10 protein-coding genes and 1 pseudogene are annotated in these 14,618 nt (G+C 62.7%); all 11 read left to right on the top strand.

Annotated elements, in window-relative coordinates; translation table 11 throughout:
* Positions 1-12: 12 nt before the first annotated feature.
* Entirely contained in the window at positions 13-414 is a 402-nt protein-coding gene (tssE, locus tag AB4O05_RS20150) for a type VI secretion system baseplate subunit TssE (RefSeq protein ID WP_460135721.1), read from the top strand.
* A complete protein-coding gene (gene tssF, locus AB4O05_RS20145; RefSeq protein ID WP_460135722.1) occupies positions 404-2,191 on the top strand; it encodes a type VI secretion system baseplate subunit TssF in 1,788 nt (595 codons plus the stop codon). Before tssE ends, tssF begins: the two co-directional genes overlap by 11 nt.
* Complete coding sequence (gene tssG / locus AB4O05_RS20140) at positions 2,155-3,162, top strand: type VI secretion system baseplate subunit TssG (protein ID WP_460135723.1); 1,008 nt, start codon at positions 2,155-2,157, stop codon at positions 3,160-3,162. Before tssF ends, tssG begins: the two co-directional genes overlap by 37 nt.
* Before the next feature lie 12 nt (positions 3,163-3,174).
* Entirely contained in the window at positions 3,175-5,613 is a 2,439-nt protein-coding gene (locus tag AB4O05_RS20135) for an AAA family ATPase (protein WP_460135724.1), read from the top strand.
* Positions 5,610-7,142, top strand: coding sequence for a sigma-54 interaction domain-containing protein (locus tag AB4O05_RS20130; RefSeq protein WP_460135726.1), 1,533 nt, complete (start codon positions 5,610-5,612; stop codon positions 7,140-7,142). The genes AB4O05_RS20135 and AB4O05_RS20130 overlap by 4 nt, the downstream gene beginning before the upstream one ends.
* A 59-nt stretch (positions 7,143-7,201) precedes the next feature.
* Positions 7,202-7,333: a type VI secretion protein gene (locus tag AB4O05_RS20125; RefSeq protein ID WP_460135727.1), complete on the top strand. Its 132-nt coding sequence runs from the start codon at positions 7,202-7,204 to the stop codon at positions 7,331-7,333.
* Positions 7,334-7,349: 16 nt separating this feature from the next.
* On the top strand, positions 7,350-8,522 hold the full coding sequence (tagH, locus tag AB4O05_RS20120; protein ID WP_460135728.1) for a type VI secretion system-associated FHA domain protein TagH: 1,173 nt from the start codon (positions 7,350-7,352) through the stop codon (positions 8,520-8,522).
* Positions 8,523-8,527: 5 nt separating this feature from the next.
* The gene (gene tssJ, locus AB4O05_RS20115) at positions 8,528-9,028 is read left to right on the top strand and encodes a type VI secretion system lipoprotein TssJ (protein ID WP_460135729.1); all 501 of its coding nucleotides are present in this window, start codon (positions 8,528-8,530) and stop codon (positions 9,026-9,028) included.
* A complete protein-coding gene (gene tssK / locus AB4O05_RS20110) occupies positions 9,015-10,343 on the top strand; it encodes a type VI secretion system baseplate subunit TssK (protein WP_460135730.1) in 1,329 nt (442 codons plus the stop codon). The genes tssJ and tssK overlap by 14 nt, the downstream gene beginning before the upstream one ends.
* Positions 10,344-10,348: 5 nt before the next feature.
* Entirely contained in the window at positions 10,349-11,212 is an 864-nt protein-coding gene (gene icmH / locus AB4O05_RS20105) for a type IVB secretion system protein IcmH/DotU (protein ID WP_460135731.1), read from the top strand.
* A gap of 15 nt (positions 11,213-11,227) precedes the next feature.
* A pseudogene (tssM, locus tag AB4O05_RS20100) lies at positions 11,228-14,579 on the top strand (type VI secretion system membrane subunit TssM).
* Positions 14,580-14,618: the final 39 nt, after the last annotated feature.

Below are 14,618 nucleotides of genomic sequence, written 5' to 3'. Positions count from 1 at the left end.
AGGGGCTAGGGGATGACCCACAAACAAAGCCTTTTCGAGCGGCTCGATCATTCGGCCGCTCCCCCAACCGATGATGTGACGTCCGTCGCGGCTCACCTGGGGAAGATGCTCAGCATTCGCGCGGGCAGTGTGCAGACACTGCCGGACTATGGCTTGCCGGACCTCAATGACATGAGCCTGAGCCTGCATGAGTCGTTGAGCCAGTCGCGCCTGCTGATCGAGCGCTTTATCCGTGCTTACGAACCGCGCTTGAAGCAGGTGCGGGTAAGGGCATTGCTCCGTGATCGTGATCCCCTGGCCCTGGCATTTGCCATCGATGCCACGCTGAAGATCGACGGTGTGACGCAGCCGGTGATGTTCACCGCGCGGTTGCGTGACGCAGGGCAGTTCGAGGTGTCGCCCGATGTCCTTTAACCGTTATTACCAAAGCGAACTCAGCGCGTTGCGCCAGCTTGGGCGGCGTTTCTCCGAGCGCAATCCTGCCCTGGCGCCCTTTCTTGCCGAAGCCGGCCAGGACCCGGATGTGGAGCGGTTGCTGGAAGGGTTTGCCTTTCTCACGGGGCGCCTGCGTCAGAAGCTGGATGACGAGTTGCCCGAGCTGACGCATTCCTTGATGCATTTGCTGTGGCCCAACTACATGCGGCCGATGCCGGCGTTCAGCATCTTGCAGTTCGATCCCTTGACGCACGCCGGCCCAGGCGTGCTGGTGGCGCGGGATACGCCTGTCGAGAGCGCGTGCGTCAATGGCGAACGCTGTCGCTTCCGTACCTGTTATGCCACCCAGGTCCTGCCGCTGCGACTGAGCGCCCTGGATTACAACCAGCAGGGAGAGCGGGCGCTGTTGAGCCTGAGTCTGGTCATGAGTGCCGAGGGCAACTTCGGTGGCTGCGCGCTGGATCGATTGCGCCTGCACCTGGCGGGTGACCGCTATATCAGCCAGGGGCTTTACCTGAGTTTGTTGCGCCATCTCGAGGGTATCGAGCTCGTGCCGCTAGGCAGCGACGGTCACGCGATCACGGGGGCTGATGGTCAGGTCCTGTCGCTGCGACTTGGCGCCGATCAGGTACAGCCGGTGGGGTTTTCCGAGGACCAAGCGCTGATTCCCTATCCGCAAAATACCTTTCGTGGGTATCGCCATCTTCAGGAGTACTTCACTTTTCCCGACAAATACCTGTTTGTCGATGTGGGCGGCCTGGAAGTGTTGCAGCGCCTGCCCGCAGAGGTACTCAAGCAAGTCCACGCCGTGAAACTGTGCTTCGCGTTGCGCAGCCAGTGCCGGGAGGCCCAGCCCCCCACACTGGACAATGTGAAGCTGTATTGCACGCCCATCGTCAACCTGTTCAAGCATGACGCGGTGCCCATTCGCCTGGATGGCAAGCAGGATGAATACCTGTTGATCCCCGGCGAATATGCGCGGGGAAATGCCTGTGTGTTCTCCGTCGACAAGGTCACGGGCTGGCGCCCCGGTGGGTTGGGGTACCAGGCGTATGTGCCGTTCGAATCCTTCGAGCATGACGGCGACACCGACGTCTCGGCGTGTCCCCCGAGCTACAGCGTGCGCCAGCGGGCGTCGGCGCAGCACGCCGGGCTCGACACCTGGCTCGGGTTTGGCAACGGCCAGGGGGATGCCCAGGAAACACTCTCGATCGAATTGACCTGCACCAATCACAACCTGCCTCGGCAATTGCAGGCGGGGGCGATCAACCAACCCTGCGAACAGACGCCGCAGGGGCTGTCGTTTCGCAATATCTGCGTGCCGAGCGCCAGCTTCGCACCGCCCCTGGACCAGGATTTTCTCTGGCGGCTGATCAGCAACATGTCGCTCAACTACCTGTCATTGAGCGATATCAAAGCCTTGAAGGTGATCCTCGAAACCTACGACCTGCCGCGTTACCACGACCGACAGGCGCGAAAGGTCAGCCAAAGAAAGCTCGGCGCTTTGCGATCCATCAGCCATACCGCCGTCGACCGTCTGCACCGTGGCATGCCGTTTCGCGGTTTGCGCGTCGACCTGAGCATCGATACCCAGGGCTTTCTGGGCCAGGGCGAGGCGTTCGTGTTTGCCTCGGTGCTCAACGAATTTTTTGCGCTTTACGCCAGCCTTAATGCCTACCACGAACTACGAGTCATCAGCACACAAGGAGACGTGTACCTATGGCCACCCCGGATGGGCCAGCAGCCCCTGCTCTAAAGGATTTGTCTCGCATCATTCGCGAATATTCGCTGTTCCAGGCGATTTTGCAGGTGATCAAGCGTCTGCGCGATGCCCACCCGTTGCTGGATGACAACGCGCTGTATGACAAGTTGGAGTTTCAGGCCAACCCAGGCCTGGGTTTTCCCGGTCACGATATTGACCGGGTGGAGTTTTTTGTTGAGCACGATCAATTGCGGGCGCGCCTTCGTCTTAACGTGCTGGGCCTATGTGGTGCGGGTTCGCCGCTCCCGGCCTTTTACGGCGAGCAGGCATTGGCCGACAGTGCGGGCGGTCATGCGACCCGAGACTTCCTCGACCTGTTTCACCACCGGCTGCAGCGGCTGATGCTGCCGATATGGCGTAAGTACCGCTATCGAGCGTGTTTCCAGGCCGGGGCACGTGATCTCTTTTCCGAGCAGATGTTTGCGCTGGTCGGACTGAAGGGGGCGCAGTTGCGCAATGTCGCGCAACTGGACTGCAAGCGACTGCTGCCTTACCTGGGCCTGCTTAGCCTGCGGGCGCATTCGGCAGCCTTGATCGAGACCGTGCTGCGTTACTACTTCAAGCACGACCGCATGTTTATCGAACAGTGGGTTCAACGCCGGGTGGTCATTGCGCGCTCGCAGCAAAACCGGCTTGGCGGCTCCAACAGTTTGCTGGGCCTGGACCAGGTGCTGGGCAGTCGGGTTACCGACCAGAGCGGCAAGTTCAGGGTGCATGTACTGGGGCTGAACTGGCAGCGTTTCCATGGGTTTTTGCCCAATGGCGCGGACTATCCGTTGCTGTGTTCGCTGGTGCGACTGACCGCGCGCGACCCACTGGAATACGACCTGCGCCTGGTCCTGGACAAGGAACAGATCAGGCCATTGCGCATCGGCGCGCACAACTTCTGCCAGTTGGGCTGGACCAGTTGGCTGGCAGACGAGTATGCCGACGGCGTAGTCATTGTGGCCAGCAACGCTCACTAGGAACAAATGATCATGATGAATGTAGACCTGCAACAACTTATCCAGACGTTGACACCTGCTGCCCGGCGCGACCTTGCGCGCTCGGCCGAACGTTGCGTGACGCGCGGTGGCCGCGAGGTGCTGGTGGAGGACCTGCTGCTGGCCTTGCTGGAACCACTCGATGGGCTTTTGCAGCGCGCATTGGCCGATGCGGGAATCGAGGTCGGCGAACTGCAGGCAACGCTGCAACCCCAGGGGCAGGCAAGTGCTTCGCGTAATCCGGTGTTCGCCCAGGCCCTGGTGCAATGGCTGCAACAGGCGTTGATGGTGGCTCATCTGGAGTTGCGCCAGACCGAAGTGGAGCACGCTGCCCTGTTACTGGCGTTGTTACGTCACCCGCTGCAACATGCTGGCAGTGGCTATCAGGCAGTATTGAGCCGCTTGGATCCGCAACGCGTGCTCGAGTTTGTGTTGAGCCAGGCACCTGATGCCGCCCCGGCCGCGAGTGGCGAGTCAATGCTGGCGGGGTTCACCCACGACCTGACGCGCCAGGCCCATGATGGGCGGATCGACCCGGTGCTGTGCCGCGATGCCGAGATCCGTCAGTTGATCGATATCCTCATGCGTCGGCGCAAGAACAATCCGATACTTGTCGGCGAGGCCGGGGTAGGCAAGACCGCCGTCGTCGAGGGCCTCGCCCTGCGTGTCGCCAGTGCCCAGGTGCCAGAGCCGCTCAAGGGGGTGCGGGTGCTGACCCTGGACATGGGCCTGCTGCAAGCCGGTGCCAGTATCAAGGGCGAGTTCGAACGACGTCTCAAGGGCGTGATCGATGAGGTCAACGCCTCGCCCAAGCCGGTGATCCTGTTTATCGATGAGGCGCATACCCTGGTGGGCGCGGGCGCCCAGGCGGGAGCCGGCGACGCGGCCAACCTGATCAAGCCGGCCCTGGCCCGCGGCGAGCTGCGTACCATCGCCGCGACCACCTGGTCGGAATACAAGAAATACTTCGAAAAAGACCCGGCCCTGGCGCGGCGTTTCCAGCCTGTACGGGTCGCCGAGCCGAGTGTGGACCAGGCCATCTCGATCCTGCGCGGACTGGTTCCGGCGTATGAAGCCACCCACGGCGTGTATGTACGTGATGATGCCGTTGTCGCGGCAGCCCACATGAGCGCGCGCTACCTGGCCGGGCGTCAACTGCCCGACAAGGCCGTGGATGTGCTGGATACCGCCTGTGCGCGTGTGCGCATCAACCGGGTGGTGGCGCCCGAGGTGTTGCAGCGTTTGTGTGTCGAGCACGCCGAAGGCGCCCGGCAACGCGATGCGTTGACGCGTGACATGGACGCGGGGCTGCCCGTGGATGAACCGGCCTTGCGTGCCTTGAACCTGCGGTTGACGGCGATTGAGCGCGAGCGGCAAGACCAGCGGCAACGCTGGCTCGAACAGCGTGAACAGGGAGAGGAGGCGCGCGTGTGCCCGCGCCTGGTGGCGGAAGTCATCAGCGCCTGGACCGGTATCCCGGTTGAACAGTTGGCACTTGAACACAGCGACACAGTCCTGGGTTTTGCCGGCGCGCTGCGTTCACGCATCCTCGGCCAGGAACAGGCGGTACAGGTGCTGGACCGCAACCTGCGTGCTGTCGCCGCAGGGTTGAACAAGGCAGACGCGCCCGTTGGGGTGTTTCTGCTGGTGGGCCCAAGCGGGGTGGGCAAGACGGCCACGGCCCTGGCGCTGGGCGAATTGCTGTACGGCGGCGAGCGGTTTGTCACCACCCTCAATATGTCGGAGTTCCAGGAGAAACATGCCCTGTCGCGGCTGATTGGTTCGCCACCTGGGTATGTCGGGTATGGCGAGGGCGGAGTGCTGACCGAAGCCGTGCGTCAACGTCCCTATTCAGTGCTGCTGCTCGACGAGGTGGAGAAGGCCGACCCGGAAGTGCTGAACCTGTTCTATCAGATCTTCGACAAGGGGCTGGCCAATGACGGCGAAGGTCGGGAAATCAATTTTCGCCATACGTTGATCCTCATGACCTCCAATCTGGGCAGCGAATGCATCGTCGACTTGTGCTCGGGCGGCCAGCGGCCCGATGCGCAGGTATTGCAAGAGGCTATTGGTCCGTTGCTGCGCGATTATTTCAAGCCGGCGTTGCTCGCCCGAATGCGTGTCGTGCCCTATTACCCGGTGGCGGGCGAGGCGCTGCATGACCTGGCGGGGCTCAAGCTGGAACGCCTCGGCCAACGATTGCAGGCGCGCAAGCTGGCATTCAGCTACACGCCCGAACTGGTCGCGCACATGGCCGAACGGTGTAGCCACAGTGACAGTGGCGCGCGGTATATCGACCAATGGATCGAGACCCACCTGCTACCGCAGATGACTGATCGTCTGTTGGCGGCGATGTCCATGGGGGAATCCTTGTCCCAGGCCCATGCCAGCCTGGATGCGCATGGGCAGCCGATGTGTGAGTTCAGCCTATGATGAACAACGTGTTCAACCCGTTGCCTGAGCCCTTGGCGTACGCCGATGCGCTACTGGGCTGGTTCACCCGCCTGGGTATCGACAGTGACGAGGCCACCTTGCCGAGCTTGTGTGCCTGCGCGGTGGCCCAACTGAGTCAGTGCGAACTCAGCCAGTTGTACTGGCGCGACGAGGCAACCGGTCGACTTGAGCTGATTGCTCAGCATTGTCCCGGTGCATTGCCACCTGTTGAAGAGATTCGCGGCGCGGACTTCCAGCATGCACAGTTGTTGCACTATGTGCTCAACCAGCGCTCACCCTTGAGCCTGGAGGATCTGGCACACAGCGTCTACGAGTGTGGGTTCCTGCCGGCGACGGCGACGCCCTGGCAGTCGCTGTCATGCGTGCCGCTGTTCAATAGGTGCCAGACCGTCACGGGCTTGTTGCTGTGTGCCAGCCACTGCAAGAGATCCTTGCAGGACTATGCCTCGTCGCTGGGCCAACTGGGCAGTTTTGCCCTGAACCAGCTGCGGCTCTTCAAACGCATGCGCCCGGCACACGGCGGCCGTGCGGCCACGCTCGACACGGCGGCCAGTTGCTCGGCATATGGGCTGATCGGTAACAGCCCGGCCATGGATGAAACCTGCCGTTTGATCGGCAAGGTGCAGAACACCCCCTACACGGTGCTGCTGCGCGGCGAGACCGGAACCGGCAAAGAGCTCGTGGCGCGGGCCATTCATAACGCCGGGCCACGCAGTGGCAAAACCTTTGTCGTGCAGAACTGTGCCGCGTTCCCCGAAGGGCTGCTGGAAAGCGAACTGTTCGGCTATCGCAAAGGCGCCTTCACGGGCGCGGAGCGCAACCACACAGGTCTGTTTGATGCCGCGCATGGCGGCACATTACTGCTGGACGAAATCGGCGATATGCCGCTGTCGTTGCAGGCCAAGCTGTTGCGGGTATTGCAGGAAGGTGAAATTCGCCCGCTGGGCGCCAGTGCGGCGCATAAGGTCGATGTGCGCATTATCGCCGCCACCCACCGTGACCTCATCGCGATGGTGGCCGAAGGCAGTTTTCGCGAGGATCTTTATTACCGGCTGGCGCAGTTTCCCATCGAACTGCCGGCCCTGCGTGAACGGGATGGCGACGTGCTGCTGCTGGCCCGGCAGTTCGCGCAAAAGGCTTGTACGGCATTGGGCCGTACCTCGGTGGAATGGTCCAGTGCAGCCTTGGATCAACTGTCGAGCCACGCTTTCCCCGGCAATGTCCGAGAACTCAAATGCCTGGTGGAGCGTGCGGTATTGCTCTGCGATGACGGTGTGATCCTGCCCGCGCATTTGTCGCTGACGCCCGTGCCTGTCGCCACGGATGTGGATGTCACGTTGCGCCAGCGCCTGGAACGGGTGGAACGGGTATTCCTGATCGATTGCCTGCACAAAAACCGTGGCAACCGTACCCGTACCGCCCGTGAGTTGGGCGTTGCGCGGCGCACGCTACTGTACCGCCTTGCCCGTTTGAAGATCCCGTGTGCCGATGCCCGAGGGGAATGCTGAATGCCTCACGCATGGATTCGGGGCTTTGTCGCCGACCTAACTTTCCTTGGAGATACCTGATGCCTCTTCGTCCGTGGCAAGCCTTGGCGCTTGTCCTGTGTTTACTGGGTGGTTGCAACGCCAACTACATTTTTGACGACGCCGACTACCGTCCGCTGGGTGACCCCCAGGCACCCCGTCGTGGCCATTGAACAGGGGAAGTCCTGCATGCAGTTAGTGTTTGAGGTGTGCGATAGCGGCAGCGACGGGGCGCCGGCGCGCAAGGTGTTCGAAGAAGTCGGCGGCGTGGTCGGTCGTGGTACCGGTTGTGACTGGATTATCCCCGATGCCAGTCGCTTGCTCTCCAGTCACCATGCCTTGGTCAGTTACCGGGAAGGTCGCTATTTTCTTACCGATATCAGTAGCAATGGTATTGGCGTGTCGGGCAGTACGCAGCGTTTGCGCAAGGGGCAGGCCTACCTGATCAACGAGGGTGACGTCTACCAAATGGGGCCGGTGGATATTCGTGCACGCCTGGTGGAGCGCGGGCTGCAGCCAGGTCAGCGAGTGATTGTCGACCGCGGCATGATCCCCGACGATGCCTTCCTGGGGCTGGACCCCGTATACGCACTGGATCATGCACAGCAGTGCGAAGAGTCCTGCGAGGACCTCACAGCATTGAACGCCGTCGTCGAGGCGGCCGGTGCGGTTTCCCACGGTGCGGTGGAGCGCGAGCACCTGATCGTGCCGAGATGGCGCGAGCCCGCCGGCGACGACGCACCCGCTCCACCCACGCCGGTTACGGCGGCGGATCCCGAAGCATTCTGGGCGCGGTTCGGCGAAGCACTGGGCATGCCCCTGGAGGCTCTGGACACATTCGAGCGCGAGGCCCTGGCGATCAAGGTAGCGGGCTTGTTCAGGCAAACCGTCGAAGGGTTGCGGCAGAGTCTGCTGACCCGCGATGAACTGAACAGCGAATTGATCCAGGGCTGGACCGTGCCCAAACGTCACACCCCACTGTCAGAGTGCGCCGATACCCAGGCCGCCCTGGCTGCGCTGCTGGATGCCAGCGAGCGGGGCCAGTCTGCCGAGCAGTCGGTCGCCCAGGCCTACCGGGAAATACACGTTCACCAACTGGCCTTGGTCGTGGCCTGCCGCGCCGCCGTACGCGGCGCGCTGGCGGCGTTTGCTCCGGCGCATTTGCTGCTGTGCTTCGAGCGCCTGGACAACCCCCCCAGGTTCCCCACTGACGGCGCTCATTGGCGGGCTTACCAGCGCCACTACCAACGCCTGCTGGATGAGCAACCGTTGGGCGAGCAGCTGTTGCGCAATGATTTTTCCAAGGCCTACGACGAGCAGGTACGCCTGGTCTCCACCCTGCATGCGGCTTACCCGGGATGAATGTCATGTATCGAGCCATCGCTATAGCAATGCTTGGCGCGCTGGGCCTGTTGGCCGGGTGCGGCAGCGTTTCTCCGCTTTCAACCTTGACCAAGCTGGACCTCACATTGACCGCCAGCGACGCGGTCAACCCTGACCGTCATGGTCGTCCTTCGCCGGTGGTGGTGCGGCTGATCGAGTTGCGGCACCCGGTGGCATTCGAAAATGCCGACTTCTTCAGCCTCTATGGTCGGGCCGAGCAGTCACTGCCCAAGGATTGGGTCAACAGCGAGGAGTTGGAGCTGCGCCCCGGTCAACAATTGGCGCTCAAGCTCAGTGTCGAACCGCAGAGCCGTTATGTCGGCGTCCTGGCGGCCTATCGGGACCTGCCCCAGGTGCAGTGGCGGCTCGTGCTTCCCCTGGCCCAGGAGCAACTCACCCGTGTCGAGCTGATGCTTGATGAGTCGGGTATACGCCTCGTCGGCCCTCAAGCGCGCAGGTTGGAGGATTCAGATGCCGGTTCATAAAGTCGTCTGGCAGGAAGGGATGCTGTTGCGGCCCCAACACTTGCAGCATAACGATCGCTACTACCATCAGCAGCTCAACCGTACCCGCTTGCTTGGCAGTGATGGCTGGGGGTTCCTGACCCTGGATGTCGATGTGCAGTACCTCAATATGGGCAAGGTGGTCGTCAACCAGGCCAGTGGCGTATTTCCCGATGGCAGCCTGTTCGAACTGAACAGCGCGATGCAGCCCCTGGTGCTGCAGGTGCCTGCCAACGCCGGCGGGCACGCCGTGTACCTGGCGCTGCCGCTGGCGATCGGCAATCAGATTGAAGTACGCAAGCAAGAGCAAAGCGATGTGCTGGCGCGCTACGTCAGCTGCGAAACAGAGATCGGCGACTCCAACGCCGGCGTCGACTCCCGCTGCCAGATCAACTGCGCGCGCCCTGATCTACGCCTGCTGTTGGGCGAGCAACCCAGTGACTCGCAGCATGTGAAGCTGCAGCTCGCGCATGTGCTGGAGTCGACCCGCGAAGGTGGTGTACGGCTGGATGCGGACTTCGTGCCGACGTTCATGTATGTCCAGGGCTCCGGATACCTGTCGTCTTGCGTCAAGGAAGTGATCAGCCTGCTGGCCACCCGGGGCGATGCGATTGCCTTGCGCATCCAGGGTCATGGTGGAGCGGCTGGGGCGCAGTTGGGCGATTTCCTCATGCTGCAATTGATCAACCGAACCGAGTTGGTCCTGCGCCACTACCTGAGCCAGGCCCAGGTTCCTCCGGAGGCGGTGTATCGAGCGTTGCTGTCGATGCTGGGCGAACTCTCGACGTTCGCCACCGACAACAAGCGCGCGCAGGTGGAAGGTCATTACCGGCATGCCGATCAGGGCGCGAGCTTTCGCGGGCTGATGGAGGGCATCCGTAGCGTGCTGTCGTTGGTGCTGGAGCAACATGCCATCGAGCTCACGTTGCAACAGCGCCAGTACGGCGTGTTGGTCTGCCCGGTGAGTGATCTCAAATTGCTGAGCACGGCTACGTTCATCCTGGCGGCAACCGCCCAGTGCGATTCGGAAGAACTGCGCCATCGTTTGCCGGCGCACCTCAAGATCGGCCCGGTGGAACGCATCCGCGAGCTGGTCAACCTGCACCTGGCCGGCATCAAGGTCAAGCCACTGCCGGTGGCGCCGAGGCAGATACCGTTTCATGCCGACAAGACCTATTTCATGCTCGAACTCAGTGCCCGTGACATCACGCAGCTGGAACAGTCGGGTGGTTTTGCCTTCCACGCCAGCGGCGAGTTTGCCGCGCTCGAACTCAACTTCTGGGCCATCAGGAACTGAACACCATGACTATGGACAGTGAATACCCGCAGGACGAAAAAACCGTTCTGCTCGACCGCGACGGGCACGGTCCGGCGCAGGGGGCGGTGACGGATAACCCGTCGCCACCGCGCTTCGAGCAACTGGAAGACCGGATGATCTACACCGCCGGCCTGCAAGGGACGCAGCACTTCAATCTGGGGCCCAACGTGCTGGTCGCCGCGGCCTGGGAGCTGTTGTCGCACGTTGCCCACCTCAAGGGCCGTTCCGGCCGGGAACACCTGGAGACACTCAACGAGCGGTTATCGGCGGGGATTACCGCGTTTGAGGCGCGCGCGTTGCACCAGGGCGCAGAGCATAGTCAGGTGATGTCTGCGCGCTATGTGTTGTGCAGCGTGCTTGACGAAGCGGTGGTCACCACGCCGTGGGGTAACTGCAGCGACTGGTCGACGACCAGCCTGCTGAGCCGCTTTCACAACGAAACCTTCGGCGGCGAGAAGTTTTTCCAGCTGTTGGAGCGCCTGTCTCGCGACCCGGTCAAGCATCTGGCCATGCTGGAGTTGATGTACCTGTGCCTGTCGCTGGGGTTCGAAGGCAAATACCGCGTGATGGAGCGCGGAGGGGCGCAGCTGGAGACGATACGCGACGCCTTGTGCCGGCAGATCCAGCATGTACGCGGTGATCGTCTGCCCATGCTGGTACACGATGGGGCCGGACCGCCGCCTGGCACGCGACCGCACAGGGTCTCGGCCACTGCGTTGGTCGCCGCCGCCCTCGCCTGTGTGTTGGCGATGTACGCAGGGTTTGCCTGGGTCCTGGGCAATGAACGCCTGTCGGTTCTGCAACCTTTTCAACCGTTGGCGCCGGAACAGATGCGGACGCCTTTGTAACGCTGGGAGCAATGAATGAACGCATTCTTCAAGAGCGCGGGCACGCTGCTGCGCAGGATTTGGGTCTGGAGCCTGTTGCTGGTGCTGTCCAGTGCGCTGCTGGTGTGGTTTATCGGGCCATTGCTGGCGGTGGATGACCGGCGGTTCTGGCAAGGTTCGACGGCGCGCCTGTTGACCATCAGTTGCTTGTTTCTGCTGTGGGGACTGGCGATGGTCGTGGTGGGCGGGCGCCGTACCGCGCGGCTTAACAGGGCTGAACACCAGGAGCGCTATCAGCGCCAGGGGCTGATCGACGATGAGCGAAGGCAGGTGCGCGGACGCTTCAAGGAAGCCTTGCACACGCTGAAAACCTCGCGCCACTTTGGTGAGCATGGCGAGCGTTGGCGCAACGATTTGCCCTGGTACCTGGTGATCGGTCAGGCGGGCAGTGGCAAGACCCGCTTGCTGGCCAGCAGCGGCACGCCGTTCCCTCTGGGTCGTGGCGACGCAATGCCGTCGGGCGCCACCGCGTACTTTGACTGGTATTTTGCCGACAAGGCGATCGTGATCGAGAGTGCCGGGCGTTATCTGGCACAGCCTGACCGGTCGGTGGACGGGGCAGGGTGGTCGACGTTCCTGGGCTTGCTCAAGACAAGGAACAGGGCGCGCCCGCTCAATGGCGTGGTGGTGACGTTGGCGCTGGACACCCTGCTGGGCAGCAACGAGCACGACTTGGATCTGCAGGCGCGCCACGTGCACTCACGCTTGCAGGACATCCAGCAGTCGCTGCATGTGGATGTGCCGGTTTATCTGGTGTTGACCCATGCGGACCGGTTGCCGGGCTTTGCCGAATTTTTTGATGCGGCCCAGGGCGACAGTGCCGACAGCGTATGGGGAGCGCCGGTCGCTGTTGGCACGGCTGGCGCCGACCTGACCCAGGTGCGTGATGCGTTCGAGGCCCTGCTACGACGCCTGGGCGCAGAGTTGATCCCGCGTTTGCATCAGGAGCGCGCGGTCGAGCGCCGTGGCCAGATGCTTGAACTGCCTGGGCAGGTTGCACGCGTCGGCGAACGTTTGTGCCTGTTCGTGGAGTCGGCCTTCTCCGCCCACCGCTTCCAGCGGATCAATGGGCTGCGTGGCTTTTACCTGACAGGCGCGCACGCTGGCGACAGGCGCTCGCACTTTGTCCAGGGCCTGTTCAAGCGGGTGATTTTTGCCGAGGCCGGTCTTGCCGGGCTGCATAGGCCGGAACAACAGCGCCTGCGTCGACGCCGGGGGCTGCTGGTGCTTGCCGTGTCCTTGCTTGTCGTCGGCGCAGGCGTGCTCTGGGCGCACAGTTATTCAGTGAATCATCAGCGCTTGACGCAGCTGGCGCAGTTGCTCGAGCCACAGCCACCGGCCCAAGGTGGCACGGACGATACCCTGGCATTGCTGCCACTGCTGGACAGTTATCTGGCCGCGACGCGGGTGTTTCCCGCGCTGGAGGATGCTCGTGTGGTCGAGCGGGCCGGCTTGTATCAGGGTGAAGTCAGCCGCCCGTTGCTGGTACGTGCCTACGAAGATGCGCTGCACCGGCAGTTGCTGCCCCTGGTGGCCACGCTCCTGGAGGAACAGGTACGGGCCAGTCTCGGTGATCGCGAAGCATTGCTCGATACCCTGCGTGCGTACCTGATGCTCAACCTGCGCGAGCGTCGCGACAGTGCCTGGCTGGCGCAGCGTATCGCCGCACAGTGGTCCGTGCGTTATGCCGGCGATGCTTCGGTGCAGACGCGTTTGAACGAACACCTGTCGCGGCTGCTCGAGCAACCTTTCGTGGCGCCCCTGAACACTGAGCTGGCGGCCCAGGCCCGCCAGGAACTGCGTGGTGAATCGCTGGCCGAGGTGGTCTACCGGGTACTGCGTGAACAGGCCCGCCATCTGGAGCCCCTTCGCCTGGCGCAGGGGCAGGGGGGGCGCGGCGGATGAGCCAGCCATACCCGGCTTCTACACCAAACGCTATGTGCAGTATTTCGAGACCCAGGGCCCACGGCTGGTCAATGCGATCGCCCAGGATAACTGGGTGCTCGGGGAGGCGGCCGATCTCGGCGTCATGCACCTGCGCCAATTGATGCTGGAGCTGGAGCGACGCTACTTCAGCGAATACGCCGATGCCTGGAGCCAGGCCATCGGCCAGGTGCGCCTGCTGGAAAGCGACAGCCTCAGGCAGCATGCCGACAGGCTTGCAAGCCTGACGTCCGCGCAATCGCCGTGGGTGCAGCTGTTGCAACAGGTTCGGGAGAACACCCGCTTGCTGGTGCTCAGCGATCCTCTTGAGGCCGCGATCCCGCAGGTCGGCGCACTGGCGGACCACCTGCAGGCGCGGGCGGTGCCGGATTCTGCTCGACGTGCGCTGCAGCGTCGTTTCGAACCCTTGCACCAATTGCTGGATTCCGCGCAGAACCCGAGCGCCGAACTCACACAGGCGTTGCGCCTGCTGGATGACTGGCACTTGCAGCTGGCGGCCCTGAACCGTGAGGGCGCGCCAGAGCTAGCGGCGTTCAAGATGGCCAGGCAACGCATGGACGGGCAGCAGCATCTGCTGGACAACGTGCGTGATGCCGCCGCGCGCCTGCCATTGCCGTTCAAGGGCTGGCTCGAAGGCATAGCCGACGACAGCTGGCGGCTGCTGCTCGACGATGCCTATGTCCATATCAATCAGCGTTACCAAAGTGAGATCCATGGCTTTTACGCCAGGGCTATCCAGCGCCGGTATCCATTCAACGCTCATGCCGGCGGTGATGTGGCCCTTGGCGACTTCCAGGCATTTTTCAACCCGCGCGGAAGCCTGGCACGCTTTTATGAGAGCTATCTGCGTTCTTTCGTGATTGCCGAGGGCAGCCGCTATCGTCTGCGCGCCCGGGATGGCCGCAGCTTGCCGTTGTCGCGCTCACTGCTGGACCAGTTGGCGAAAGCCCGAATGATTCGCCAAGGTTTTTTCAATGACGAGCAGGGCGAGTGGGCGGTTCGCTTTACGCTGGCCCCCTATAGCCTGGATCAGGCGGTCAGTCGCGCGATCCTGCGTATTGGCGATCAACAGCTCGAGTACCGTCATGGCCCGATTGTGCCCATGCTGTTCCAGTGGCCGAGCGAGGCGGACGATGGGCGTAGCAGCCTGGTGCTGGAGCGTGGCGCGGAGCGGCCGCTGGGGATTGAGAAAAACAGCGGGCCCTGGTCGTTGTTCCGCTTCTTCGACCTGATGCAAAGTGAACCCGCGAGCGGCAGGCGTGCGCAGTTGCTCAAGGCCGACCTTGGCGGTTTACGCGCCAACTTCCTGCTCACCAGCCAACGCAACCCCGACCCGTTTCAGATGGCCGCCTGGCGCACCTTCCGCCTGCCGGAACAGCTGTGAACCTGTGGCCTGAGGATTTGCGCAGCGCGGGGCGCACGG

The sequence above is a fragment of the Pseudomonas sp. S1_G07 genome, assembly GCF_054668565.1.
Note: the sequence above shows the minus strand (reverse complement) of the source record. Positions and strands in the feature narration are given on the sequence as shown.

Coding starts and splice junctions, on each gene's coding strand:
- AB4O05_RS20125 (WP_460135727.1), top strand. CDS start 7,202: ATGCCTCTTCGTCCGTGGCAAGCCTTGGCGCTTGTCCTGTGTTTACTG.
- AB4O05_RS20135 (WP_460135724.1), top strand. CDS start 3,175: ATGATGAATGTAGACCTGCAACAACTTATCCAGACGTTGACACCTGCT.
- icmH (WP_460135731.1), top strand. CDS start 10,349: ATGACTATGGACAGTGAATACCCGCAGGACGAAAAAACCGTTCTGCTC.
- tssG (WP_460135723.1), top strand. CDS start 2,155: ATGGCCACCCCGGATGGGCCAGCAGCCCCTGCTCTAAAGGATTTGTCT.
- tssJ (WP_460135729.1), top strand. CDS start 8,528: ATGTATCGAGCCATCGCTATAGCAATGCTTGGCGCGCTGGGCCTGTTG.
- tagH (WP_460135728.1), top strand. CDS start 7,350: ATGCAGTTAGTGTTTGAGGTGTGCGATAGCGGCAGCGACGGGGCGCCG.
- AB4O05_RS20130 (WP_460135726.1), top strand. CDS start 5,610: ATGATGAACAACGTGTTCAACCCGTTGCCTGAGCCCTTGGCGTACGCC.
- tssK (WP_460135730.1), top strand. CDS start 9,015: ATGCCGGTTCATAAAGTCGTCTGGCAGGAAGGGATGCTGTTGCGGCCC.
- tssE (WP_460135721.1), top strand. CDS start 13: ATGACCCACAAACAAAGCCTTTTCGAGCGGCTCGATCATTCGGCCGCT.
- tssF (WP_460135722.1), top strand. CDS start 404: ATGTCCTTTAACCGTTATTACCAAAGCGAACTCAGCGCGTTGCGCCAG.